This window comes from Roseateles violae (genome assembly GCF_030410485.1).
Classification (GTDB): Bacteria; Pseudomonadota; Gammaproteobacteria; order Burkholderiales; family Burkholderiaceae_C; genus Roseateles_D; species Roseateles_D violae.
Genome location: NZ_JAUHHC010000005.1, coordinates 153,973 through 177,831 on the forward strand (window position 1 = coordinate 153,973; position 23,859 = coordinate 177,831).

A 23,859-nucleotide genomic window follows, 5' to 3' on the forward strand; every position below is an offset into this window, starting at 1 on the left:
ATTCTAGAATCGGCACCCCGACCCGCTGTGCCCTCCTTTTCCCGATGTCCCTGACCCAGATGCTCGCCGGCTTCCTGCGCCGGCATTGGCGCGCCTATGCCGCCGCCGCGCTGATGCTGGCCAGCATCGCGCTGCTGACCGTCTGGATCCCGCGCCAGGTCGGCCAGGTCGTCGACGGCCTGGTTGCCGGCCGGCTGCGGGGCCAGGACTTGCTGATCGAGCTGGGCCTGCTGGTCGGCGCCGGCCTGGCCATCTATCTCTTGCGGGTCGGCTGGCGGCTGGCGCTGTTCGCCGCCGCCTACCGGCTCGGTCAGCAGCTGCGCACGCGGCTTTACGCGCGGCTGAGCCTGCAGGGCCCGGCCTTCTTCCAGAGCAAGCGCACCGGCGACCTGATGGCGCTGGCGACCAATGACATCGATGCGGTCGAGATGGCCGCCGGCGAGGCGCTGCTGGCCGCCTTCGACGGCTCGCTGACCCTGATCCTGGTGCTGGCGATGATGACGGCCGGCGTCGACTGGCGGCTGGGCCTGGCCGCGCTGGTCCCCTTCCCGCTGATGGGCTTCGCCTTCTGGCGCATCTCCGACCATGTGCACAGCGCCTGGAAGAGCTCGCTGGACCGCTTCTCGCTGGTCAACCAGCATGTGCAGGAAGGCCTGGCCGGCGTGCGCACCGTGCGCGCGCTGGGTCTGGTCGAGCGCAATGCGCGCCAGTTCGCCGAGCTGGCCGACAGCGCCGGTGAGGCCAGTTATCAGGCGCAGCGCTGGGAGGCGGCCTACGAGCCCGCCGTCGGCATGACCCTGGGCGCGGCCATGGTCATCGCGCTGGGCCTGGGCGGCTGGCTGGTGCAGCGCGAGGAATTGACGATCGGCCAGCTGACCGCCTTCACCATGTACCTGGGCCAGCTGATCTGGCCGATGTTCGCCGCCGGCTGGGTGCTGTCGCTGCTGGAGCGCGGCCGCGCGGCCTGGGGGCGGCTGGCGCCGGTGCTGGAAGCGCCGCTGAGCCTCGCCGACGGCGGCAGCGCCGCGCTGCCGGCACGCGCCGAGATCCGCTTCGAGGCCTTGCGCTTCGGCTATCCGGAAGCGGCGCGGCCGGCGCTCGATGGCGTCAGCCTGCAGCTGCGGCCGGGCCAGACCCTGGGCCTGGTCGGCCCGACCGGCGCGGGCAAGTCGACGCTTCTGCGCCTGTTGCTGCGCCAGTTCGAGCCGGACCAGGGCCAGATCTTGATCGACGGCCGGCCGCTGCCGGAATTCCGCCTGCAGGCGCTGCACGCGGCCATCGCCTGGGTGCCGCAGGAGCCCTTCCTGTTCTCGGCCTCGATCGCCGACAACATTGCGCTGGCCAGGCCCGAGGCAACGCGCGAGCAGATCGAACAGGCGGCCCGGCTGGCCGCCATCCACGACGATATACGGCGTCTGCCGAAGGGCTACGACACCGAGGTCGGCGAGCGCGGCGTCAGCCTGTCCGGCGGCCAGCGCCAGCGCGTGGCGATTGCCCGCGCGCTGCTGTCCGACGCGCCCATCCTGCTGCTGGACGATGCGCTGTCGGCCGTCGACACCGGCACCGAGACGCAGATCCTCGAACACTTGCGCGAACTGCGTGCGGCAAGGACCGAGCGCAGCGTCATCATCGTCAGCCACCGGCTCAGCGCGGTGATGGACGCCGACCATATCGCCGTGCTGCGCGGCGGCCGCATCGCCGAGCAGGGCCGCCACGAAGAATTGCTGGCCGCCGGCGGCTGGTATGCCTCGCAATGGCGCTATCAACAACTCGAGGCCAGCATCGATGCAGAAGCCTGAGCACGACGACACGCAACGCGAGCGGCCCTGGTCCTCGGTCGGCCTGCTGCTGGAATCGGCGGCGCCGGAGCGGCCGCAGCTTTGGCGCGGCCTGGCCTGGCTCTGCCTGGCCGCCGGCCTGGAGGCGCTGGGCCCCATCATCGGCAAGCATTTCATCGACGCGCATCTGCTGCCGCGCCAATTCGACGCGGCGGCGATGGGCGCGCTGCTGCTCGCCCTGCTGATCAGCGGCTGGGCCTCGAGCTGGATCCGCTATGCGCAGCTGACGCGCATGGCCGGCATCGCGCGACGCTCGGTGCTGCGCCTGCGCGAGCGCGTCTATGCCCATGTGCTGGCGCTGCCGATGGCCTTCTTCGACAAGGCGATCACCGGCCAGCTGGTCAGCCGCGTCACCAACGACACCGAGGCGGTCAACACCCTGTACCGCCAGGTGCTTTATGTGATGCTCGATTCCAGCATCGTCGTGCTGGGCTCCATCGTCGCGATGGCCTGGCTGGACTGGCGGCTGATGCTGATCGTCGCGACCCTGATCCCGGCGATGCTGATCATCATCAGCGCCTACCAGCGGCTCAGCGCGCCGGCGGTGGCGCGGCAGCGCCAGCTGCGCAGCGAGATCAATGCGCAGATGGCCGAGAGCATGGCCGGCATGGCCGTGCTGCAGGCCGCCGGCGCGGCGCCGCGCTTCGGCCAGCGCTTCGAGGCGACCAACGAGGCCCATTTCGGCGGCCGCGTGGCCGAGCTGCGCGCCAATGCCTGGCTCTTGCGGCCGGCGCTGGACCTGTTGAACGTGCTGCTGCTGGTGACCGTCATCTATGGCTTCGGCCGGCGCGAGCTGTCGGGGCTGGAGGTCGGCCTGCTCTACGCCTTCCTCAGCTATGTCGCCCGCGTCGTCGAGCCGCTGATCCAGATCACCATGCAGTTCGGCCAGCTGCAGCAGTCGATGGTGGCCGCCGCGCGTGTGCGCAGCCTGCTGCAACAGCATGCGCCGGCTTCGCAAGCGACGACCGGCCGCCGCATCGCCAGCGGCGAGATCGCGATCGAGCATCTGAGCTTCGGCTACGACGCCGAGCGGCCGGTGCTGCACGAGCTGAATCTGCGGATCCCGGCCGGCAGCTTCATCGGCATCGTCGGCCACACCGGCAGCGGCAAGTCGACCCTGATGGCTCTGCTGCTGCGCTTCTACGCCGCGCAGACCGGCCGCATCACGGTCGACGGACTGCCTCTGGCCAGCATCCCGGACGAGAGCTTCCGTGCCGCGGTCGGCCTGGTGCCGCAGGAGCCCTATCTGATGGCGGCCAGCGCACGCGAGAACATCGCCATGGGCCGCGCGATCGACGAGGCGCAGATCGTCGCAGCGGCCAAGGCGGCGCGCATCGACGACTTCCTCAGCGGCCTGCCGCAGGGCTACGACACCCTGCTCGGCGAGGGCGGCGCCCGCGTCTCGACCGGCCAGAAGCAGCTGATCGCGATGGCACGCGCGCTGGCCGGCGCGCCGACCATCCTCTTCCTCGACGAGGCGACCTCCAATATCGACAGCGCCACCGAGCGCATCGTCGGCGAGGCGTTGCAGGCCCTGCGCGGCCGGGTGACCATCGTCGCGATCGCCCACCGCCTGTCGACCATCCGCGAGGCCGACCAGATCATCGTGCTGAACCACGGCCATCTGGCCGAACGCGGCAGCCATGCCGAGCTGATGTTCCACGAGGGCGGGCTCTACCAGCGGCTGGTGCAGCTGCAGGCGCTGGAGGACTGAGCCGCCGGACAGCAAGAATCGGCCGTTAGGGCAAGGCCCGGCACCGGGCTTGAAGCCCGCCCTTCGAACGATCGCATATTTTCGGTGACGCAATTCACGCTTTGTCACAGCAACTCCACAATCCCCCTGAAGTGGGGTCGGGTCTGAACCGATAAGGTTCGGGACAAGCGGGACGCTCCCATCGTTGATAGAGGCGCCGTCCCGTGGGAGCCCCACTTGCGCGACGCCGTTGAAAACTTCCTCAACACCGCCGCCGCCCGGATTCTTCCGGCGGCGGTGCTCGTCATTGCGGGGCTGGCTTTCTTCTGGCATCTGCGCCAACCGGTTCAGGATCGTGGTATTCCGCTGGCGTTGACCGTCTGGGAACAGACATCGTCGATCGCACGCGACCTGCCCTTCATAGCCGAGCGCCTGTCCGAGCAACCCTCGCGCGCCTCGGTTGAGACTCGGCTGTCCACGCATCCCTTCTGGCTCGCAACCAAGGCCAAGGCACCGCCCGAAGGGGGCAACTGGGCGGTCGAGTTTCCGTCGCGCCATGCAATGGATCTGCAGTGCTGGGACCGCCATGACGGCCGCTTGCTGGGTCAGGTCGACCGGGACAGCGACAACGGCGGTGCGCTGAAGGCGACCCGCGGTGGATTTGCCTTGAATGTCGCTGCCGGCACCGAGGTGGTCGATCTGATCTGCCGTTCGACCTTCCGCGGCCCCGCCAAGCTGACGGCACAGGTCTGGGGCGCCGCAGCGCTGAACGCCGCCGAGGATCAATTCCAGCGCATCGGTTCGATGATCGAGGTCGGCCTCGGCGTGCTGGCGATGTCGATGGCGCTGATCGCGACGATCAATCGGAGCCGCCTCTACTGGGCCTTCGTCGGCTGGCTCTTCGTCAGCATGCGCATGGCCCTGCTGTCGGATGGCTCGGACTTCCTGCTGTTCGGCATGCCGCTGCCGGCTGCCCTGCTGACACCGATGCGGCAATGGACCGTCTGTACCTACTTCGTGCTGACGGTCACCGTCTTCGGCCTGCTTTTTCGGCAGGAGATGATCGACATCGGCGCGCGCTGGCTGCTGCGTTTGCAGCAGGTCAGCTGCGTTTTGATGCTGCTGCTTTGCGCCACCCTGAGCTTCGAGCAGGTACTGCCGGTGCTGTGGATAGGCTCGGCGCTGCTGTTCGCCATCACGCTGCCGCAGATCTACCGGACCTTGCGCCGCCCGCATTCGCGCCCCGCGCTGTGGTATGCCTCATCCATCGTCGTCGCGCTCGTGGCAACGCTGAACGAGGTCGTCGCCGCGGCGATTGGCCAGCAGGCACTGATGCGCGGGCTGAACAGCGTTACCGCCGCAATCGCGACGGCGCTGCTCGCTTCGGCCGCCGTGGCCGAACATATGCGCACCGATCGGCGCCAACGCGAGCAGGCGCAGCGGACGATGAAGGCGGCCTACGACGATTCGCCGATCGGCCTGTTCACCGTGCGAGACGGCGAGACCATCGTCAACGCCAACCCGGCCTTCAAGACGATGCTGGGCTTGTCGGCCAGCAGTGAGGCGCTGCCACTGGCCTGCGTGTTCGGCGACGAGGTGGTCGGCGAGTTCCTGATGCTCAACGCGATGGCAGCCCCGGCGGCGCTCGATCTGCAAGCACGGCCGCTCAACGGCGGCGCGAATGGACGGGATGAAGGCGGCGAGCGCTGGTTCGCGATCAAGGCGTCGACGATAGACGGCCGCATCTTCGAAGGCTCGCTGCAGGACATCACGGAACGGGTGCGCGCGACCTCGCGGCTGGAGTTCCTGGTCAACCACGACCCGCTGACCGAATGCCTGAACCTGCGCGGCCTGTCGCGCAAGTTCGAGCGCGCCCAGCAGCCGCCCAAGACACTGGCCTATTTCGATCTCGACCGCTTCAAGCTGATCAACGATCTCTACGGCCATGGCGCCGGCGACGCGGTGCTGAAGCAGGTCTGCGAACGCATCCGCAGCCAGCTCGGCGCGGCCGATCTGCTGGCTCGCGTCGGCGGCGACGAGTTCGTCGTCGCCTTCCCGCATGCCTCGATCGCCGAAGCATCGCAGCGCTGCCAGAACATCTGCGCGCTGATCGCCTCGGCGCCATTCCAGATCGACACGCAGCGCTTCGCGCTGAGCATCTCCGGCGGCCTGGTCGCGACCGACGGTTTCGGCGACGCCGAACTGAAGGAAATCGTCTCGGCCGCCGACACCCTGTGCCGCATGGCCAAGAAGCGGCCGTCCGAGCGCCTGGTCGTGATGGACGGCGGCGATGCCTTCTTCAAGCACCACAAGAACGAGCTCGAGCTGATCGGCTGCCTGGAGCGCGGCGAAACGCCCGAGGGCCTGTTCCTGATGATGCAGCCGGAGCTCTCGCTGAACGCGCCGCTCGACTCGCTGAACTTCGAAGTGCTGCTGCGCATGCGCAAGCCCAGCGGCGAGCTGGTGCCGGCGCAGATCATCATCGAGGCGGCCGAGGCCCATGCAAAGACGGCCATCATCGACCACTGGGTCGTCTCGACGACGATCGCCTGGCTGGAGGCGCATGCCTCGCAGTTGCGCAAGACGCAGTTCGTCGGCGTCAATCTCTCGGGCAGCTCGCTGAACGACGAGGCCTTCGTCGAGGATCTGTTCCGCCTGTTCGAGTACCACCGCGACGCGGTCTCGCGCCTGTGCATCGAGATCACCGAGACGGTGGCGCTGACCGATATGGTCCATATGCAGCGCTTCATCGACCGCGCCCGCGATCTGGGCGTCAAGGTGGCCTTGGACGACTTCGGCGCCGGCTATTCCTCGTTCGGCTACCTGAAGGGCCTGTCGGTCGACGCGCTGAAGCTGGACGGTTCCCTGGTCCGCGATGCCGCCAGCAACCCGGCCAGCATGGCCATCCTGGCCGCGCTGGGCGGTCTGGTGCGCAGCCTGGGCATGAAATCGATCGGCGAATATGCCGAGAACCTGCCGGTGCTGAAGGCGCTGGTCGCGGCCGGCGTGGACTATGCGCAGGGCTATGCAATCAGCCGGCCGGTGATGCCGGAGCGTATCCTCGAGGCCGATTCGGCCGCCGACTTCATCACCGATCCGGAGATCGCCGCCTTCGTGCGCAAGCTGCAGGCCCGCGATCCGCACACGATCCCGCTGTTCTCCGAACGTGCCGATGCAGCCCTGACCGGCATGCTGCACTGAGACTCAGGTTAGAACGGCGCCGCTGGCGCGACGCAAGGGAATGCTCGAATGGAGGGCATGGTTGCGGACACCGGGTGTCGGGTTGGTCACGCCCCAGACCACGCTGAGATCGCGCACGGCGTCAAGATCGATGTCGGGGTGCCGGGTCTGGAAAGCAAAGCCATACAGCGGATGCTCGGCCTGGCGCCAGATCGGCTCGGCTTCGGCGACGGCCATGCTCATTACGCGGTGCGGCAAGCCGCCCGCATGGGCCATTGGATAGAAGGCGCCCGACTCGGCGACGTCGGTATAAAGCAGGCCATCGTAAATCCGGTCCACCGGCCGCCGGCCGGCAACGACCAGCCAATCGGCGCCCTGCCCCAGGCTGTAGAGATAAAAGGCCTTGAACAGTGCATTGCGCACCAGCGAGGCATTGCCGCCGCTCTGCACGCTGAGCCGCGTCGCTTCGACCAGGCGCTTGCCCTGATAGCGCGCGGGTAGCGTCATCGACGCTTCGAGCGGCAGCGGCTTCAGCACATTGGTGTGCGTCCGCAAGGTGCCCAGTATCGTGCCGTCGAGCTTGGACTTGGCCACGATGACTTCGCAGCCCCATTCGAAATCGGCCGGCTCCGGCTCTGACAAACGCTGCCCCAGTTCGGGCAAGTGTCGGCCATAGGCAAGTGCACGCATCCGCGCCACTTCGGTCAGTTCGTCTCGGTTCGCAATGGTGACGCGAAACGGCAAACGTTCGCTGAGGCCCCCCTCGAAGCCTCCGGGGCTACCCGGCTTTGTCATGACAGCTCTTTCTTGTTGGCGGCCGCGCCCTCCGCGCGGCTCAATTCGTGAACCAGTTCACAAACTGACCCACGCAGGCCGAACTTAGCGCAGCCGTCCAAGCCGCGCAAGCGGCTTCACCCCGGGCGCGTCATCGGCGCCACAACCGAGTCAAGACCCGACCCTGCGCTCGGCTGTCACGAAAAAGAAAGAAGAAACGGGCGGAAATCGCTCAGAGCAGCAAGGCCAGGCGCTCAAGGATCAGCACCGCGAAGAAGGCCAGCCCCGCCAGCACCGTCCACTTGACGATGACCAGGCCGCGGCGGCGCCAGACGAGCTGGCGGGTGCCGATATACATCGCGAAGCAGACGACGGCGGCAAACAGCAGCAGGCCGACGACGAGGCGGAAGATCAGCATGAGTTCGGGTATTCCCTGAACCGATTTACCAGGCCGGCGCCAGTTCGGCAAAGCCCTGCGGGGCCTCGCGCTCGTCGTCGAAGCTGACGATCTCGTAGGCCTCGGGGTCGGCCAGCAACGCGCGCAGCAGCTTGTTGTTCAGCGCATGGCCGCCCTTGAACGAGGTGTAGGCGGCCAGGAGCGGATGGCCGACGACCTGCATATCGCCGATCGCATCGAGGATCTTGTGCTTGACGAACTCGTCGTCGTAGCGCAGCCCGTCGGCGTTCAGCACGCGGTAGTCGTCGACGACGATGGCGTTGTCCATCGAGCCGCCCAGGGTCAGGCCGCGCGAGCGCATCAGCTCGATATCGCTGGTCATGCCAAAGGTGCGCGCGCGGGCGATCTCGCGCTTGTACTGGCCCGAGCCCATGTCGAACACATAGTGCTGGCCGGTCGCCGAGACGGCCGGATTGTCGAACTCGATTTGGAAGCTCAGGGTGTAGCCATGGTGCGGCTCCAGCCTGGCCCACATCAGGCGCTTGCCCTCGCCCTGGCGCACCTCGACGGTTTTCTTGACGCGCAGAAAGCGCTTGGGCGCATCCTGCAGCGCGATGCCGGCGCTCTGCAGCAGGTAGACGAAGCTGGCCGCCGAACCGTCGAGCACCGGCACCTCGTCGGCGCTGATGTCGATATAGAGATTGTCCAGGCCTAGGCCCGCGCAGGCCGAGAGCAGGTGCTCGATCGTCTGCACCTTGGGGCCGCCCGGTTCGCCACCGGGGCTGATCGTCGTCGCCATCCGGGTGTCGCAGACCGACTCGGCGCTGACCGGGATCTCGACCGGCTGGCTCAAGTCGACGCGGCGGAACACCAGGCCGGTATCGGCCGGCGCCGGTCGCAGGGTCAGCTCGACCTTCTGGCCGCTGTGGATGCCGACGCCGACGGCCCGCGTCAGCGACTTGATGGTTCTTTGTTGCAGCATGGCCCGATTGTCGGTGATTACCCGGGGTTCTGCTGAGTCGGGCCCTTGCGCAACACCGGCAGCCGCAGGCTCAGCCGCGTGCCGTGGCCGGGGCTGCTGTCGATGCGCACATGGCCGCCCAGGCGCTGGGCGCGGCGCTGCTGGCTCTTCAGGCCGCGGCCGGCCGGCGCATTGCCGACGTCGAAGCCGTCGCCGTCGTCCTCCACGCGGATCTCGACATAGCTGCCGTGATGCCGCGTCACCATGCGCACCCGCGTCGCCCGCGCATGCTTGAGCACATTGGACAGCGCCTCCTGCATCAGCCGCAGCACATGCAGCGCGTCGGGCGGCTCCAGCCATTCGAGCGGGGGCAGGTCTTGCACGTCCCATTCGAGCACCAGGCCGCCAGCCTGCAGGCGCTTGCCCAGGCGGTAACGCATCGTCGCCAGCAGCGAGACCAGATCGTGGCCGACCGGCTCCAGCGAATCGATCACCAGGCGCAGATCGTCCACGCATTCGCGCAGCACCTCGACCACCTTGTCCTGGTCCATGCTGCCCTGCTCGACGGCGACCATCGCCGACAGCAGCGAGGAGCCCAGGCCGTCGTGCATGTCCTGCATCAGACGCTGCCGCTCGATCAGCAGCGCCTGCTGGCGCTCGGCCTCGCGCAGGCGGTCGTGCTGCGCCTGCAGCTGCGCGCCCTGCTGCTCGAGCTTCTGCGCCAGACTGGCATTGGTCAGCTCCACCTCGTCGAGCGCGCCGACATAGCGTCGCTGCACCGCATAGAGAAAGCTGACGACGATGATCAGCGTCGCAAACGGCATCAGGTAGATGTGCTCGGGCCAGGCCCAGCCGGCCAGCAGGAACAGATCGTGCACGCCCAGGGCCAGGCCCAGCAGCAGGCTCAGCGCGATCAGCCGCAGCTCGCGGCTGCCCTCGCGCACCGCCACCGCGCCGACGAACAAGGTGCCTATGGTGCCGACGATCGCGTTGACCGCATGCTGCAGCACCAGGGTGTCCAGCCAGCTGAGCCAGATCGGCATCGACAGCAGGCTGCTGGCGATGACGAAGATGGCCATCGCGCGGTCGAACTGCGGATGGCGCTGGCGCGCGAAGCGCAGCGCGAACAGAAAGGTCAGCAGCATCACCCAGGACATCGAGGCGTGCGTCGCCCACCAGAACCATTCCAGCCCGAGCCGGGTGCGCGGCAGGTCCAGGTGGTAGTGCAGATTGCGCACCAGCCAGGCCACGGTGGCCAGCGCGAACAGCAGATAGGCCGGCTCCTCGCGCCGGCGCACCCACAGCGCGAACGAAAACAGGCCCAGCACCACCAAGGTCAGGCCGGTTGCCTGCGGCACGCCGATCTGCAAGGCCCAGCGGCGCTGGTACTGCGGCTCGAGATCCTCGCGCGCGCCGAGCCAGGCGCTGGAGACCGCATAGAAGCTGTCGCGCAGCACCGGCACCGCGACGACGACATCGAGCTCCTGCTCCTGGCGCAGCTCGGTCAGCGCGGCCGGGAAGGCGGCCCATAGCGGCCGCACCCATTGCTCGCGCGCGCCGGCCTGGTTGTCGAACACCGGCCGCCAGCCCTCCTCGGTATGCACCAGCACCGCCGCCGCCATCGTCACCAGCCGAGGCATATAGAGCGCGACGCTGGTCGACCAGCGCCCCTGCGGCGGCGTGTAGCGCAGCCGGTACCAGCGCATCTGGTATTGCGGGTCCTCGGCCGACAGGCCCTTGCCGGCCTCGCGCGTGCGCACATCTGGCAGGCTGACCGGCCGCCAGGCGGCCGGATCGTCCGGCGGCTGCAGGCGCGGCGGCAGGTGGTCGGGGAAACTGCCGGGGCCGCCGTCCATGGTGCGCAGCGCCGCCCACCAGGCCTTCAGATCGTCGGCGCTCCACTGGCTGATCGCCAGCCGCGCCGTCGTCGCCTGCTGGCCGCCGCTGCGCGGCGCCTGTTCCGGCAGCGGAATCATCTGCGCCCCTGCCGGCTGCAACAGCAGCAGCAGGCCCGAAAACAGCAGGGCCTGCACCAGGGCCAGCGATCGCATCCAGCCGGAACGGAGGGACTCAGCCATTCAAGGGCACTTCTTGTTGTTGGCCATGCAATGAGCAAGCATGCCACACAAGCGGGCGCACAAAAATGATGAAGACCCGGCGCGGCGGGAAGGAGGTTGGCGATGCCGCGCCGGGTCTTGCGGGGATGCCGGGCCGAGGGCGCCCGGTCTTCGATCCTCAGTCGGCCTGCTTGCGCAGGAAGGCCGGGATCTCGATTTCGTCCATGCCGTTCGAGGACAGGGCCTCGACCTTGGCGGCGGCCGTGCGGCCGTGGCGCCAGACGCTGGGCACCGGGTTGGCGCCGTAGTCGCCACCATGGGCGCCATGGCCCAGACCGGCCAGGCCGGCCGCCGCGCTGCTGCCCGGCACGCTGACCTGCTGGGTCAGCACCGGCATATTGTCGGTGCCGGTGCGACGCATCACCTCGGTCTGGTGCACGACCGACAGCGGGGCCTGCTGGCGCGCACGCTGCGAGCTCAGGCCGGTCGCGATCACCGTCACGCGCAGCGCATCGCCGAGGCTCTCGTCATAGGCGGTGCCATAGATGATGTGCGCGTCTTCGCTGGCGTAGCGCTTGATCGCGTTCATCGCATTGCGCGACTCGCTCAGCTTGAAGGTGTTGCGATTCGCGGCGATCAGCACCAGCACGCCACGCGCGCCGGACAGATCGATGCCTTCCAGCAGCGGGCAGGCGACGGCCGCCTCGGCCGCCTTGCTCGCGCGGTCCGGCCCGCTGGCCTGGGCCGTGCCCATCATCGCCTTGCCCGGCTCGCTCATCACCGTCTTGACGTCCTCGAAGTCGACGTTCACCAGGCCGGGGATGTGGATGATGTCGGAGATGCCGCCGACGGCGTTCTTCAGCACGTCGTTGGCATGCGCGAAGGCCTGGTCCTGGGTGACGTCGTCGCCCAGCACGTCGAGCAGCTTGTCGTTCAGTACGACGATCAGCGAATCGACATTGGCTTCCAGCTCGGCCAGGCCCGCATCGGCGGCCTTCGAGCGGCGATTGCCCTCGAACTCGAAGGGCTTGGTCACGACGCCGACCGTCAGGATGCCCATTTCCTTGGCCACCTTGGCGATCACCGGCGCGGCGCCGGTGCCGGTGCCGCCGCCCATGCCGGCGGTGATGAACAGCATGTGCGCGCCGGCGATCGATTCGCGGATGCGCTCCTCGGCCTCCTCGGCCGCGGCCTTGCCCATTTCCGGCTTGGCACCTGCACCGAGGCCCGAGCTGCCCAGTTGCAGCAGTTGGTCCGCCTTCGAGCGATTGAGCGCCTGCGCATCGGTATTGGCGCAGATGAATTCCACGCCCTGAACCCCTTGCTCAATCATGTGGTCGACCGCGTTGCCGCCGCCGCCGCCAACGCCAATCACCTTGATTTGGGTGCCTTGGTCAAACTCTTCAATCATCTCGATCGCCATATGAACCTCCTTCGCCAATTATGCCCAAGCAAACCGTTGAAAAATACAGGGAACAGCCCTTTTTTTACAAAACTGCCGCCTGATTTCGGCAGTTTTGCCATACCCCAAGCGCCGGCTCGCGGCCGGCGTTCGTCTTTTTAGAAGTTGCCGAGGAACCAATCCTTGGCCCGGCCAAACATGGTTTTCATGGAACCGGCCTGCTGGGCCGCCTTCAAACCCCGGGTGCGCGACAGACGCGCCTCTTCCAGCAAACCCATCACTGTCGCCGAGCGGGGATTCGAAACCATGTCGAACAGCGCGCCCGAATAGGTCGGATTGCCGCGCCGCACCGGTTTGAGGAATATGTCCTCGGCCAGTTCCACCATACCCGGCATCACCGCCGATCCGCCGGTCAGCACGATTCCCGAGGACAGCAGTTCCTCATACCCGCTCTCGCGGATCACCTGGTGGACCAGCGAAAATATTTCCTCGACCCGCGGTTCGATCACGCCGGCCAGCGCCTGCTTGGACAACATGCGCGGCGCGCGGTCGCCCAGACCGGGCACCTCAACCTGATCGGCCGGGTCGGCCAAGAGCTGTTTGGCGACGCCGTGCTCGACCTTGATCTCCTCGGCGTCCTTGGTCGGCGTGCGCAGGGCCATCGCGATATCGCTGGTGATCAGGTCCCCAGCGATCGGGATCACGGCCGTGTGCCGGATCGAGCCGCCGGTGAAGATCGCCACATCGGTGGTGCCGGCGCCGATGTCGACGATGGCCACGCCCAGGTCGCGCTCGTCCGAGGTCAGCGCCGCCAGGCTGGAGGCGCTGGGATTCAAAACCAGCTGGTCCACTTCCAGACCGCAGCGGCGCACGCATTTGACGATATTCTCGGCCGCGCTTTGGGCGCCGGTCACGATATGGACCTTGACCTCCAGCCGGCCGCCGCTCATGCCGATCGGTTCTTTCACCTCATGGCCGTCGATGACAAATTCCTGCGGCTCGACCAGCAAAAGCCGCTGGTCGTTCGGGATATTGATGGCCTTGGCCGTTTCGACCACCCGCGCGACATCGACCGGCGTGACCTCCTTGTCGCGCACGATGACCATGCCGGTGGAGTTCTGGCCGCGAATATGGCTGCCGGTAATCCCCGTGAAAACCCTTGATATTTTGCAGTCGGCCATCATTTCGGCCTCTTTCAGCGCCTGCTGAATGGACTGCACGGTGGCGTCGATATTGACGACGACGCCGCGCTTCAGGCCATGCGAGGGAGCGACGCCCAGGCCGGCAATGCGCAATTCGCCATTGCCCAGCACCTCGGCCACGACGGCCATGATCTTGGCTGTGCCGATATCCAAACCAACGACCAGATCCTTGTATTCCTTGGCCATGCTCATCCTTTAGTTTTTCTTGACACCCGGCTTATTGGCCGGATTCGGCGTCGTCGATATTCCGCGCAGGCGCACCGCATAGCCGTCCTGATGGCGCAGATCGGCCGACAAGAGGGGGGTGCCGTAACGCGAGGTGATCTGGGTGATCGTGCGCACGAACTGGCCGAAACGCGCCAGCACCTCGCTCTCGCTGCCGCGACCCAACTCGACGGTGGCGCCCTTTTCCAGGCTCAGCCGCCAGGAGCCGCGGCCGGACAGGTCCAGGCGCTCGACCCGGTCGCCGATCAGCGCCACCTGCTGCTGCAGCAGCTGCCACATGCGAAGCATCGCGGCCGAGCTGCCGGCCGGACCGGCCAGCAGCGGCAGGTCCTCGTCCTCGACATCGCCGAGGTTGGCCTGGAAGACCTCGCCAAAGCTGTTGACCAGCGACTTCTCGACGCTGGCATCGCTGTCGGCGTCGGCGCCCTCGGCCTTGGTTTCCCAGTAGGCGGCCGGCCGGTGCTCCTCCAGGCGCACCTTCAAGCGGTTCGGCCAGACCCGCTGCACCGTCGCGCTGCGCACCCAGGGCACCGCCTCGAAGGCCTGGCGGCCGGCCTGCAGGTCCATGCTGAGGAAGGAGCCGCTCAGATGCGGCAGCGCATTGGCGCGCAGCGAGGCCGCGCTGTTGCGCGTCACGTCACCCTCGACCTGGATCGCCCGGATCGCAAAGGCCGGCAGCCGCAGCAGTCCCTTGGCGGCAAAGGCCAGCGCCAGCAGCAGCAGCCCGGTCAGCAGCAGCGCCGACACCGCATTCATCATGCGGACATCGGGCGGCAGCGGGTTGGGCGTCAGGCTGGCGGCGGGCATCGTCTGTCTCGATCAGGCCTTGCTGCTGTCCAGCCGCGCCTGGGCGATCAGCCACAGGCACAGCTGTTCGTAGGAGATGCCGGCCGCCTTGGCCGAGATCGGCACCAGCGAGTGCGAGGTCATGCCGGGCGAGGTGTTCATCTCCAGCAGGAAGGCGCGGCCGTCGCTTTTGCGCAGCATCAGGTCCGCACGCCCCCAGCCGCGGCAGCCCAGCGAGCGGTAGGCGGCCAGCGCCAGCGCGCGGATTTCCTGCTCCTGCGCCTCGGACAGGCGACCGACGTGGTACTGCGTGACGTCGGTGAAGTACTTGTTCTGGTAGTCGTACTTGCCCTCGGGCGCCTCGATTTGGATCACTGGCAGCGCCTGCGCCGTCTCGCCCTCGCCCAGCAGCGGGCAGGTCAGCTCCAGGCCCTCGATGAATTCCTCGCACAGCACGGCGCTGTCGAAACGCGCGGCCAGCTCGACGGCCTCCTGCATCTGCGAGTAGCCGCTGACCTTGGAGGCGCCCATGCTGGAGCCCTCGTGCGGCGGCTTGACGAATAGCGGCAGGCCCAGCTCGTCCGGCACCAAGCGCACGCGCTCGGGCTGCTGCTCGTGCGGACGCAAGGTCACCCAGCGCGGCGTCGGCAGACCGTCGGCCAGCCATACCTTCTTGGTCATCACCTTGTCCATCGCGATCGCCGAGGCCATCACGCCGGAGCCGGTGTAGGGAATGCCCAGCAATTCGAGCGCGCCCTGCACCGTGCCGTCCTCGCCGCCACGGCCATGCAGCGCGATGAAGCAGCGCGCGACGCCCAGCGCCTTCAACTCGCCCAGCTCGCGCTCGGAGGGATCGAACGCGACAGCGTCCACGCCTTGCGCCTGCAGGGCCTTCAGCACGCCGGGGCCCGACATGGTCAGCGAGACCTCGCGCTCGGCGGAGCTGCCGCCCATCAGCACGGCCACCTTGCCGAGCGACTTCACATCGATATTCAGATCCAGGTTCAGCGGCATTACCGGACCTCCTTCAACAGTTCAACCGTCTGCGCCGGCACCGCGCCGATGGACCCGGCACCCATCACGATCACCACATCGCCATCGCGCGCCTGCTCGCCGATCGCCCGCGGCAGCGCCGCCACCTCGTCGACGAAGAGCGGATCGACCTTGCCGGCCAGGCGCAGCGCGCGCATCAGCGCGCGGCCATCGGCGGCGGCGATCGGAGCCTCGCCGGCCGCATAGACCTCGGTCAGCAGCACGCCATCGGCCGTCGAGATCACCTTGACGAAGTCCTCGAAGCAATCGCGCGTGCGGGTGTAGCGGTGCGGCTGGAAGGCCAAGAGCAGACGCCGACCCGGAAAGGCACCGCGCGCGGCGGACAGCACGGCCGCCATCTCGGCCGGGTGATGGCCGTAGTCGTCGATGACGACGAAACGGCCGCCATCGGCGGCGGGCAGCTCGCCATAGGACTGGAAGCGCCGGCCGACGCCGCCGAACTTGGCCAGGGCGGCGGCGATCGGCGCATCCGGCAGTTCCAGCTCGGTCGCAACGGCGATCGCCGCCAGCGCGTTCAAGACGTTGTGCTCGCCGGCCAGGTTTAGGGTCACCTGCAGATCCGGCAGCGCCTGACCGTTGCGTCGCTGCACCGTGAAGCGCATCTGGCCGCCCGGCAGCGCCTGCACGTCGACGGCGCGCACCTCGTTGTCCTCGCCGAGGCCGTAGCGGACGATGGGCCGCGAGACCAGGGGCATGATCGAGCGCACGCCTGCATCGTCGCCACAGAGGACCGCCGCGCCGTAGAAGGGCATGCGCTCGAGGAAGTCGACGAAGGCATGCTTCAGGCGCGCGAAGTCATGGCCATAGGTCTCCATATGGTCGGCGTCGATATTGGTGACGACGGCCATCATGGGCAGCAGGTTCAGGAAGGAGGCATCGCTCTCGTCGGCCTCGACGACGATGTACTCGCCCTGGCCGACGCGCGAGTTCGCGCCGGCGGCCAAGAGCTTGCCGCCGATCACGAAGCTCGGATCGCTGCCGGCCTCGATCAGCACCGAGGTCACCAGCGAGGTCGTCGTCGTCTTGCCGTGGGTGCCGGCGATCGCGATGCCTTTCTTCAGGCGCATCAGCTCGGCCAGCATCACCGCGCGCGGCACCACCGGCACCTTCTTCGCGCGCGCGGCGATCACTTCGGGGTTGTCGCCCTTGACCGCGGTCGAGGTGACGACCGCCTGTGCGCCGGCGATGTTCCCGGCCTCGTGGCCGATATGGACGGTGATGCCCAAGCCCGCCAGCCGCTGCGTGACCGCGCTGTCGTTCTGGTCGGAGCCGGAGACCCGGTAGCCGGTGCTGTGCAGCACCTCGGCAATGGCGCTCATGCCGGCGCCGCCAATGCCGACGAAGTGAATGTGCTTGACCGCGTGTTTCATGGCCGAGCCTCCCGGGCCGGGGTGATTGCTTCGGCGGCCTCGCTGCCTTCGACGAAGTGGATGTGCTTGACTGCGTGCTTCATGATGGCTTCACCATCGATTCGATTTCATCGGCGACGCGCGCCGCGGCGCGCGGACGCGCCAGATTGCGGGCCTTCTCGGCCATGGCCAGCAGCGCCTCGCGGTCAAGGCTGCGCAGCAGCTCGTGCAGGCCCTGCGCGCTGAGTTCCTGCTGCGGCAGGTGGATGGCCGCGCCATGCTGGGCCATGAAGATCGCGTTGTCGCGCTGGTGCGAGGTCGTGCTGACCACCAGCGGCACCAGCACGGCCGGCAGGCCGGCCGCGCAGAGCTCGCTGACCGTCACCGCGCCGGCGCGGCAGACGATCAGGTCGGCGGCGGCCAGCTGCGCCGCCATGTCCTCGATGAAGGGCAGGATCTCCGCCCCATCACCAGGTTCTATACCGGCTTCGCGATAGGCCTGCTGCACCGCATGCAGATTCGCCTGGCCCGCCTGGTGGACGACCCGCGGGCGTTCTTCGGCCGGCCACAGCGCCAGCGCCTGCGGGATCACCTCGTTGATCGCGCGCGCGCCCAGCGAGCCGCCGACGACCAGCAGCCGCAGCGGCCCCGTGCGGCCGGCATAGCGCGCGGCCGGCACCGGCAGCGCCTCGATCTCGGCGCGCACCGGATTGCCGGTGACGACGGCCTTGTCGGTCGAGGCCGCGGCCACGCCGTCGAAGCCGAAGCCGATGCGGCGGGCGAAGGGCTTCAGGCTCTGGTTGCTCAAGAGCATGGCCGCGTCGGCATTGACCAGCATCAGCGGGCGGCGCATCAGCCAGGCCATCAGGCCGCCGGGCAGGCAGACATAGCCGCCCATGCCCAGCACCGCATCGGCGCTGCGCGTGACGAAGACCTGGCGCGATTGGACGAAGGCCTGGACCAGCTTGAACACGCCGGTCAGCGCGTGCTTCAACCCCTTGCCGCGCAGGCCGGCAAAGGCCAGCCGGTCCAGCGGCAGGCCGGTCGGCGGCACCAGCCTGTTCTCCATGCCCTGCTCGGTGCCCATCCAGGACACGCTCCAGCCACGGCGCTTCATTTCGTCCGCGACGGCGAGGCCCGGAATGATGTGGCCGCCGGTGCCCGCGGCCATGATGACGAGGTGCTTGCTCATTGGCGCCCCTCGCCCAGCGGGTACGCTGGTCGGTCCCCCGAGGGGACGCCAGCCTGCCGGCTGGCATCGCGGGCCGGCTTGGGAGCGGCCCGGCGCTCGGCCCGGAATACGATACTCATGCGCGGCCTCCTCGCATGAGTTGTCTGTTCTCGATGTCGATGCGGAGAACAACAGCGAGGGCCACGCAGTTCATCAAGATCGCCGAGCCGCCAAAGCTCATCAGCGGCAGGGTCAGGCCTTTCGTCGGCAGCGCGCCGAGGTTGACGCCCATATTGATGAAGGCCTGGCCGCCCATCCAGATGCCGATGCCTTGCGCATAGAGGCCGGCAAACACGCGATCCAGCGCGATCGCCTGGCGGCCGATGTGGAAGAGGCGGCGCGAGAGCCAGAAGAAGGCGATGATGACGACGGCGACGCCGACGAAGCCGAGTTCCTCGCCGATCACGGCCAGCAGGAAGTCGGTATGGGCCTCGGGCAGGTAGTGCAGCTTCTCGACGCTGCCGCCCAGGCCCTGGCCGAACCACTCGCCGCGGCCGAAGGCGATCAGCGAATGGGTCAGCTGGTAGGCCTTGCCCTGCGCGTACTTCTCGTCCCAGGGATTCAGATAGGCAAAGATCCGCTCGCGGCGGAACTCGCTGAAGGTGATCATCAGCACGAAGGCGCCGACCAGCACCGCCACGATCAGGAAGAACATGCGGCCGTTGACGCCGCCCAGGAACAGGATGCCCATCGCGATCGCCGCGATCACCATGAAGGCGCCCATGTCGGGCTCGGCCAGCAAGAGCACGCCGACGACGCCGAGCGCGACCACCATCGGCCAGACCGCCTGGAAGAAGTTCTCCTTGACGTCCATCTTGCGGACCATATAGCTGGCCGCATACATCGCGATCGCCATCTTGGCCAGCTCGCTGGGCTGGAAGTTCATCACCCCCAGCGGGATCCAGCGCCGCGCGCCGTAGACGACCTTGCCCACATGCGGGATCAGCACGACCACCAGCAGCACCAGCGCGGCGACGAAGAGCCAGGGGGCCAGGCGCTCCCAGGTGGCCACCGGCACCTGCACGGTGACCAGGGCGGCCACCAGGCCGAACAGCACCGCAACCACATGACGGGTCAGGAAATGTGTCGGCTGGTATTTGGCGAAGCGCGGGTTGTCCGGCATCGCGATCGAGGCCGAGTAGACCATCAGCAGGCCCAGGGCCATCAGCGCGACGACGACCCAGACCAGGGTCAGGTCGACACCCTGCAGCTTGGTCGGCTGGCCGGCCGAGGTGGAGACCCAGTCGCGCACCGGCACATCGGCGCCGCCGGCCTCGCCGCGCGCCCCACCGCCCAGCGCGCGCAGGCGCTGGCCCAGCGATTTCAAGGACAGCGCGGCGCTCACAGCGACACCCCCCGCTCGTCCGCCAGCGCCCGCACCGTGGCGACAAAGACCTCGGCGCGGTGCGCGTAGTTGCGGAACATGTCCAGGCTCGCGCAGGCCGGGCTCAGCAGCACGCTGTCGCCGCTCTGCGCCTGGGCCAGGCACCAGGCGGTGGCCGCCTCCAGGCTCTCCTGCGACTGCAGCGGCACGCCGCTGCCGGCCAGCGCCGCGGCGATCTGCGGGCCGTCGCGGCCGATCAGGGCGACCGCCCGCGCATGCCGCGCGACGCCGGCGGCCAGCGGCGAGAAGTCCTGGCCCTTGCCGTCGCCGCCGAGGATCAGCACGAGCTTGGCCGGCGCGCGGTCGGCGCCCAGGCCCAGGATGGCGGCGACGGTGGCGCCGACATTGGTGCCCTTGGAGTCGTCATAGAAATCGACGCCGTCCAGCGTGCCCACATGCTCGACGCGGTGCGGCTCGCCGCGGTATTCGCGCAGGCCGTGCAGCATGGGCGCCAAGGGGCAGCCGGCGGCGGTGGCCAGGGCCAGCGCGGCCAGCGCATTGGCGGCATTGTGGCGACCGCGCACGCGCAGCGCGTCGGCCGGCATCAGGCGCTGGATGATCAGCGCTTCCTCGTCCTCGTCACGGCCGCGCTTCTTCGACAGCTGCGTCTCGTCGGCCTCGCGGGCGCGCACCAGCCAAGCCATGCCGCCCTCCTCGATCAGGCCGAAGTCGCCGGGCCGCTGCGGCGCGTCCAGACCGAAGCGCAATACCTGGCGCGAGACGCTCTTGGCCGGGCGGCCACGGCCCTGCTTGACCAGCACCGGGGCCGGCACCATCGCCTCCACCAGCGGGTCGTCGCGGTTGATCACCATCACCACCCCGCTATTCAAGTCCGTGCCGAAGATGCGCGCCTTCGCGCGGCCATAGGCGGCCATATCGCCATGCCAGTCCAGATGGTCCTGCGTCAGGTTCAGCACCGCGGCGGCCGTCGGCTCGAAGCCCTGCACCTCGTCGAGCTGGAAACTCGACAGCTCCAGCACCCAGACCTCGGGCAGGTGCTCGAACACCGGGCCCCTGGGCGGCGGCGGCTTGATCGGCAGCGGCGCCGCGTCGAGCAAGGCGTCGACTTCGTCCAGCGTCGACACGGCCGGCGGCAGCACATCTTCGGCCGGCTCGGCCGCTTCGGACCCTTGCGCAGCGTCCTCCGCCGCCTGCAGGACCGGCTCGCCGCCGGTCTCCTCCATCAAGACGGCATCCGCTTCGGCAGCGGGAGCCTCTTCGACGGTCACCACGGGCTCAAGGTCCAGCGCCTGGCCCAGCGTCGTCAGCATGCTCGGCCCGATATTGCCGGCCGTCGCGACGCGCCGGCCGGCGCGCTCGACCAGCAGGCTGGTCATGCAGGTGGTCGTCGTCTTGCCATTGGTGCCGGTGATGGCTAGCACGGCCGGCGCGTAGCGGCGCTCGGCCCTCAGATCGGCCAACGCGCGCGCGAACAGATCGAGCTCGCCCTGCACCGGCACGCCGCTCGCGCGGGCGCGTTCGAGCAGGGGCTGCAGGCGCGCATCGAGCGGCGACAGGCCGGGGCTCTTCAGCAGCAGCTGCACGCCGTCCAGCGCCTGGGCCTGCAGCTCGCCATGGAAGAACTCGGCCGCCGGCAGTTGCTCGCGCAGTGCCGCCAGCTGCGGCGGCGTGGCGCGCGAATCCCAGACGCGGACCGCGGCCGCGCCGTGCCGGGCGACCCAGGCGGCCATGGCCAGGCCCGAGTCCCCGAGGCCCAGCACCAGCACCTTGAGTCCGCTCAGATGTTTCATCTGTCGCTCAACGCAGCTTCAGGCTGGCCAGGCCGATCAGGCACAGCAGCATGGTGATGATCCAGAAGCGCACGACGACCTGGGTCTCGGTCCAGCCGGACTTCTCGAAATGGTGGTGCAGCGGCGCCATCTTGAAGATCCGCCGGCCGGTGCCGGTCTTCTTCTTGGTGTACTTGAACCAGCTGACCTGCAGCATCACCGACAGCACCTCGGCGACGAAGATGCCGCCCATGATGCCCAGCACGATCTCCTGGCGCGTGATCACGGCCAGGGTGCCGAGGCCGCCGCCCAGCGCCAGCGCGCCGACGTCGCCCATGAAGACCTGGGCCGGATGGGTGTTGAACCAGAGGAAGGCAAGACCCGCCCCCGCGGTGGCGGCGCAGAAGATCATCAGCTCGCCGGCGCCGGGGATGTAGGGCAGCAAGAGGTATTTGGAGTAGACCGAGGAGCCGGTCAGGTAGGCGAACACGCCCAGCGCCGAGCCCACCATCACCACCGGCATGATGGCCAGGCCGTCCAGACCGTCGGTGAAGTTGACCGCATTGCTGGTGCCGACGATGACGACATAGCTCAGGGCGATGAAGCCGAACACCCCCAGCGGATAGCTGACCGCCTTGAAGAAGGGCACCAGCAGGTCGGCCTTGGGCGGCAGCTCGGTCGAGAAGCCGCTGGTGACCCAGCGGGTGAACAGCTGCACCACGCCGAGGAAGGAGGTCTCCGACACGCTGAAGGCCAGGTAGAGCGCGGCGACCAGGCCGATCAGCGATTGCCAGAAGAACTTCTCGCGGCTCTTCATGCCTTCGGGGTTCTTGTCGACGACCTTGCGCCAGTCGTCGACCCAGCCGATCGCGCCGAAGCCCATGGTCACCAGCATCACCACCCAGACGAAGCGGTTGCTCCAGTCGAACCAGAGCAGGGTCGAGATGCCGATGCCGATCAGGATCAGCACACCGCCCATGGTCGGCGTGCCGCTCTTGGCCAGATGCTGCTGCACGCCGTACTGGCGGATCGGCTGGCCGATCTTCATCTCGGTCAGGCGGCGGATCACCCAGGGCCCGAAGGCCAGGCCGATCAAGAGCGCCGTCATCGCCGCCATCACCGCGCGGAAGGTGATGTAGTTGAAGACGCGCAGGAAGCCGTAGTCGGGGAACAGCGTCTGCAGCCACTGGGCCAGGCTAAGCAGCATCGCTTGCTCCCGCGGCCAGCGCCGCAACCACCTGTTCCATCTTCATGAATCTCGATCCCTTGACCAGAATGTTCTGCACCGCCGGGGCGGTGGACAAGGCGCCGATCAGCTCGGCCACCGTATTGAAATGACGCGCGCCCGCACCGTAGGCGGCCGCGCTGGCGGCCGCGGCGCTGCCGGCGGTCCACAGCGCGGCCAGGCCGCGGCTGGCCGCATAGGCGCCGACCTCGGCATGGAAGGCCGGCCCCTGATCGCCGACCTCGCCCATATCGCCCAACAGCAGCCAGGAATCGCCGGGCAGTTCGGCCAGCACCTCGATCGCCGCGCGCACGCTATCCGGATTCGCGTTGTAGCTGTCGTCGATCAGCGTGATGCGCCGGCCCTCGCGCTCCAGGCTTCGCAGCTGCGAGCGGCCCTTGACCGGGCGGAAGTCCTCCAGGCCGCGCACGATGGCGGCCAGCGGCGCGCCGGCCGCCAGCGCGCAGGCGGCGGCTGCCAGCGCATTGCGCACGTTGTGCAGACCGGCCACGGCCAGCGCGACCGGCGCATCGCCGGCCGGCGTGCGCAGCTCCAGCGCCCAATGCCCCGCATCGACCCAGCGCGCGCGGCCGGTCACGTCGGCCTGGCCCTGCAGGGCGAAGCTCAGCACGGCGCGCGAGCCGGCCAGCTCGAGCCAGATCGGCGCGCAGGCATCCTCGGCCGGGAACACGGCCACGCCGGCCGGGCCCAGCGCGCCGATGACGGCACCGTTTTCCAGCGCGGCGGCCTCGACCGTCTGCAGGAATTCCTGGTGCTCGCGCTGCGCGTTGTTGACCAGGGCCACCGTCGGCTGCGCGAAGGCGGCCAGCGGCGCGATCTCGCCCGGATGGTTCATGCCCAGCTCGACGACGGCGGCGCGATGCCAGACCGCATCGTCCTGGCGCAGGCGCAGCAGGGTCAGCGGCAGGCCGATGTCGTTGTTGAAATTGCCCTCGGTCGCCAGCGCGTGCGTGCCCAGCCAGGCGCGCAGGATGCTGGCGATCATCTGGGTGACCGTGGTCTTGCCATTGCTGCCAGTGACGGCGATCAGCGGCAGATGGCAGTGGCGGCGCCAGGCGGCGGCCAGCTGGCCCAGGGCCGCCTTGGCGTCGGGCACCAGAATGCCGGGCAGGCCGGCCTCGGTCAGGCCGCGCTCGGCCAGCGCGGCGACGGCACCGGAGGCCGCCGCCTGCGCGAGAAAGTCGTTGGCATCGAAGCGCTCGCCGCGCAGCGCGACGAAGAGATCGCCGGCCTGCAGGCTGCGCGTGTCGCTGTGCACGCGCGCGATCTCGGTGGCGCCGTCACCGATCAGCCGCGCCTCGGGCACGGCCGGCAGCAGCAGGTGGTGGGCCTGGGCCAGGGTCATCAGCGT

The 23,859-nt window shown here is 68.5% G+C and carries 18 protein-coding genes; 4 read left to right on the plus strand and 14 right to left on the minus strand.

From position 1 onward, the window contains the following. Positions 1 to 44 precede the first annotated feature (44 nt). The 3 genes from QWJ38_RS18320 (at position 45) to QWJ38_RS18330 (ending at position 6,732) form a co-directional block, all read left to right on the plus strand. Positions 45 to 1,799: an ABC transporter ATP-binding protein gene (locus QWJ38_RS18320; protein ID WP_290360562.1), complete on the plus strand. Its 1,755-nt coding sequence runs from the start codon at positions 45 to 47 to the stop codon at positions 1,797 to 1,799. Further along, the gene (locus QWJ38_RS18325; RefSeq protein ID WP_290360563.1) at positions 1,786 to 3,552 is read left to right on the plus strand and encodes an ABC transporter ATP-binding protein; all 1,767 of its coding nucleotides are present in this window, start codon (positions 1,786 to 1,788) and stop codon (positions 3,550 to 3,552) included. The genes QWJ38_RS18320 and QWJ38_RS18325 overlap by 14 nt, the downstream gene beginning before the upstream one ends. A 216-nt stretch (positions 3,553 to 3,768) precedes the next feature. Then, positions 3,769 to 6,732 carry a putative bifunctional diguanylate cyclase/phosphodiesterase gene (locus tag QWJ38_RS18330; RefSeq protein ID WP_290360564.1) on the plus strand — a complete coding sequence of 988 codons (2,964 nt, stop codon included), beginning with the start codon at positions 3,769 to 3,771 and terminating at the stop codon, positions 6,730 to 6,732. Positions 6,733 to 6,735: 3 nt separating this feature from the next. Here the strand turns inward: QWJ38_RS18330 and QWJ38_RS18335 are convergent, their stop codons facing one another. The 5 genes from QWJ38_RS18335 to ftsZ form a co-directional block, all read right to left on the minus strand. Beyond that, a complete protein-coding gene (locus tag QWJ38_RS18335; RefSeq protein WP_290360565.1) occupies positions 6,736 to 7,506 on the minus strand; it encodes an N-acyl amino acid synthase FeeM domain-containing protein in 771 nt (256 codons plus the stop codon). A gap of 211 nt (positions 7,507 to 7,717) precedes the next feature. Further along, complete coding sequence (locus QWJ38_RS18340) at positions 7,718 to 7,903, minus strand: hypothetical protein (protein WP_290360566.1); 186 nt, start codon at positions 7,901 to 7,903, stop codon at positions 7,718 to 7,720. A gap of 25 nt (positions 7,904 to 7,928) precedes the next feature. Continuing rightward, on the minus strand, positions 7,929 to 8,864 hold the full coding sequence (lpxC, locus tag QWJ38_RS18345; protein WP_290360567.1) for a UDP-3-O-acyl-N-acetylglucosamine deacetylase: 936 nt from the start codon (positions 8,862 to 8,864) through the stop codon (positions 7,929 to 7,931). Positions 8,865 to 8,881: 17 nt separating this feature from the next. Continuing rightward, a complete protein-coding gene (locus QWJ38_RS18350; protein ID WP_290360568.1) occupies positions 8,882 to 10,921 on the minus strand; it encodes a sensor histidine kinase in 2,040 nt (679 codons plus the stop codon). Between the two features lie 157 nt (positions 10,922 to 11,078). Further along, a complete protein-coding gene (gene ftsZ / locus QWJ38_RS18355) occupies positions 11,079 to 12,323 on the minus strand; it encodes a cell division protein FtsZ (RefSeq protein WP_290360569.1) in 1,245 nt (414 codons plus the stop codon). Here ftsZ and QWJ38_RS18360 point away from each other — a divergent pair. Further along, the gene (locus QWJ38_RS18360; protein ID WP_290361016.1) at positions 12,222 to 12,464 is read left to right on the plus strand and encodes a hypothetical protein; all 243 of its coding nucleotides are present in this window, start codon (positions 12,222 to 12,224) and stop codon (positions 12,462 to 12,464) included. The two genes, ftsZ and QWJ38_RS18360, sit on opposite strands and share 102 nt — an antisense overlap. Here QWJ38_RS18360 and ftsA read toward each other — a convergent pair. The 9 genes from ftsA to QWJ38_RS18405 all read right to left on the minus strand — a co-directional run bounded on the left by ftsA (position 12,461) and on the right by QWJ38_RS18405 (position 23,853). Beyond that, a complete protein-coding gene (ftsA, locus tag QWJ38_RS18365) occupies positions 12,461 to 13,690 on the minus strand; it encodes a cell division protein FtsA (RefSeq protein ID WP_290360570.1) in 1,230 nt (409 codons plus the stop codon). The two genes, QWJ38_RS18360 and ftsA, sit on opposite strands and share 4 nt — an antisense overlap. Positions 13,691 to 13,699: 9 nt before the next feature. Beyond that, complete coding sequence (locus QWJ38_RS18370; protein ID WP_290360571.1) at positions 13,700 to 14,536, minus strand: cell division protein FtsQ/DivIB; 837 nt, start codon at positions 14,534 to 14,536, stop codon at positions 13,700 to 13,702. 12 nt (positions 14,537 to 14,548) lie between these two features. Then, positions 14,549 to 15,529, minus strand: a complete 981-nt coding sequence (locus QWJ38_RS18375; protein WP_290360572.1) for a D-alanine--D-alanine ligase — start codon at positions 15,527 to 15,529, stop codon at positions 14,549 to 14,551. After that, complete coding sequence (murC, locus tag QWJ38_RS18380) at positions 15,529 to 16,938, minus strand: UDP-N-acetylmuramate--L-alanine ligase (protein WP_290360573.1); 1,410 nt, start codon at positions 16,936 to 16,938, stop codon at positions 15,529 to 15,531. The genes QWJ38_RS18375 and murC overlap by 1 nt, the downstream gene beginning before the upstream one ends. Positions 16,939 to 17,017: 79 nt before the next feature. Next, positions 17,018 to 18,109, minus strand: a complete 1,092-nt coding sequence (gene murG / locus QWJ38_RS18385) for an undecaprenyldiphospho-muramoylpentapeptide beta-N-acetylglucosaminyltransferase (protein WP_290360574.1) — start codon at positions 18,107 to 18,109, stop codon at positions 17,018 to 17,020. Between the two features lie 115 nt (positions 18,110 to 18,224). Next, positions 18,225 to 19,493, minus strand: coding sequence for a putative lipid II flippase FtsW (gene ftsW, locus QWJ38_RS18390; protein ID WP_434064004.1), 1,269 nt, complete (start codon positions 19,491 to 19,493; stop codon positions 18,225 to 18,227). After that, positions 19,490 to 21,283, minus strand: coding sequence for a UDP-N-acetylmuramoyl-L-alanine--D-glutamate ligase (murD, locus tag QWJ38_RS18395; RefSeq protein WP_290360575.1), 1,794 nt, complete (start codon positions 21,281 to 21,283; stop codon positions 19,490 to 19,492). The genes ftsW and murD overlap by 4 nt, the downstream gene beginning before the upstream one ends. A 7-nt stretch (positions 21,284 to 21,290) precedes the next feature. Continuing rightward, positions 21,291 to 22,469 (minus strand): phospho-N-acetylmuramoyl-pentapeptide-transferase, encoded by a 1,179-nt coding sequence (gene mraY, locus QWJ38_RS18400; RefSeq protein WP_290360576.1) that lies wholly within the window; start codon positions 22,467 to 22,469, stop codon positions 21,291 to 21,293. Beyond that, positions 22,459 to 23,853, minus strand: a complete 1,395-nt coding sequence (locus tag QWJ38_RS18405; protein WP_290360997.1) for a UDP-N-acetylmuramoyl-tripeptide--D-alanyl-D-alanine ligase — start codon at positions 23,851 to 23,853, stop codon at positions 22,459 to 22,461. The genes mraY and QWJ38_RS18405 overlap by 11 nt, the downstream gene beginning before the upstream one ends. Positions 23,854 to 23,859: the final 6 nt, after the last annotated feature.

Bases quoted from the DNA above. Each gene is read 5' to 3' on its own strand.
- QWJ38_RS18320 (WP_290360562.1), top strand. From the start codon at position 45: ATGTCCCTGACCCAGATGCTCGCCGGCTTCCTGCGCCGGCATTGGCGC.
- ftsA (WP_290360570.1), bottom strand. From the start codon at position 13,690: ATGGCCAAGGAATACAAGGATCTGGTCGTTGGTTTGGATATCGGCACA.
- QWJ38_RS18335 (WP_290360565.1), bottom strand. From the start codon at position 7,506: ATGACAAAGCCGGGTAGCCCCGGAGGCTTCGAGGGGGGCCTCAGCGAA.
- murG (WP_290360574.1), bottom strand. From the start codon at position 18,109: ATGAGCAAGCACCTCGTCATCATGGCCGCGGGCACCGGCGGCCACATC.
- QWJ38_RS18325 (WP_290360563.1), top strand. From the start codon at position 1,786: ATGCAGAAGCCTGAGCACGACGACACGCAACGCGAGCGGCCCTGGTCC.
- QWJ38_RS18375 (WP_290360572.1), bottom strand. From the start codon at position 15,529: ATGCCGCTGAACCTGGATCTGAATATCGATGTGAAGTCGCTCGGCAAG.
- QWJ38_RS18350 (WP_290360568.1), bottom strand. From the start codon at position 10,921: ATGGCTGAGTCCCTCCGTTCCGGCTGGATGCGATCGCTGGCCCTGGTG.
- murD (WP_290360575.1), bottom strand. From the start codon at position 21,283: ATGAAACATCTGAGCGGACTCAAGGTGCTGGTGCTGGGCCTCGGGGAC.
- QWJ38_RS18370 (WP_290360571.1), bottom strand. From the start codon at position 14,536: ATGCCCGCCGCCAGCCTGACGCCCAACCCGCTGCCGCCCGATGTCCGC.
- mraY (WP_290360576.1), bottom strand. From the start codon at position 22,469: ATGCTGCTTAGCCTGGCCCAGTGGCTGCAGACGCTGTTCCCCGACTAC.
- ftsZ (WP_290360569.1), bottom strand. From the start codon at position 12,323: ATGGCGATCGAGATGATTGAAGAGTTTGACCAAGGCACCCAAATCAAG.
- lpxC (WP_290360567.1), bottom strand. From the start codon at position 8,864: ATGCTGCAACAAAGAACCATCAAGTCGCTGACGCGGGCCGTCGGCGTC.
- murC (WP_290360573.1), bottom strand. From the start codon at position 16,938: ATGAAACACGCGGTCAAGCACATTCACTTCGTCGGCATTGGCGGCGCC.
- QWJ38_RS18340 (WP_290360566.1), bottom strand. From the start codon at position 7,903: ATGCTGATCTTCCGCCTCGTCGTCGGCCTGCTGCTGTTTGCCGCCGTC.
- QWJ38_RS18405 (WP_290360997.1), bottom strand. From the start codon at position 23,853: ATGACCCTGGCCCAGGCCCACCACCTGCTGCTGCCGGCCGTGCCCGAG.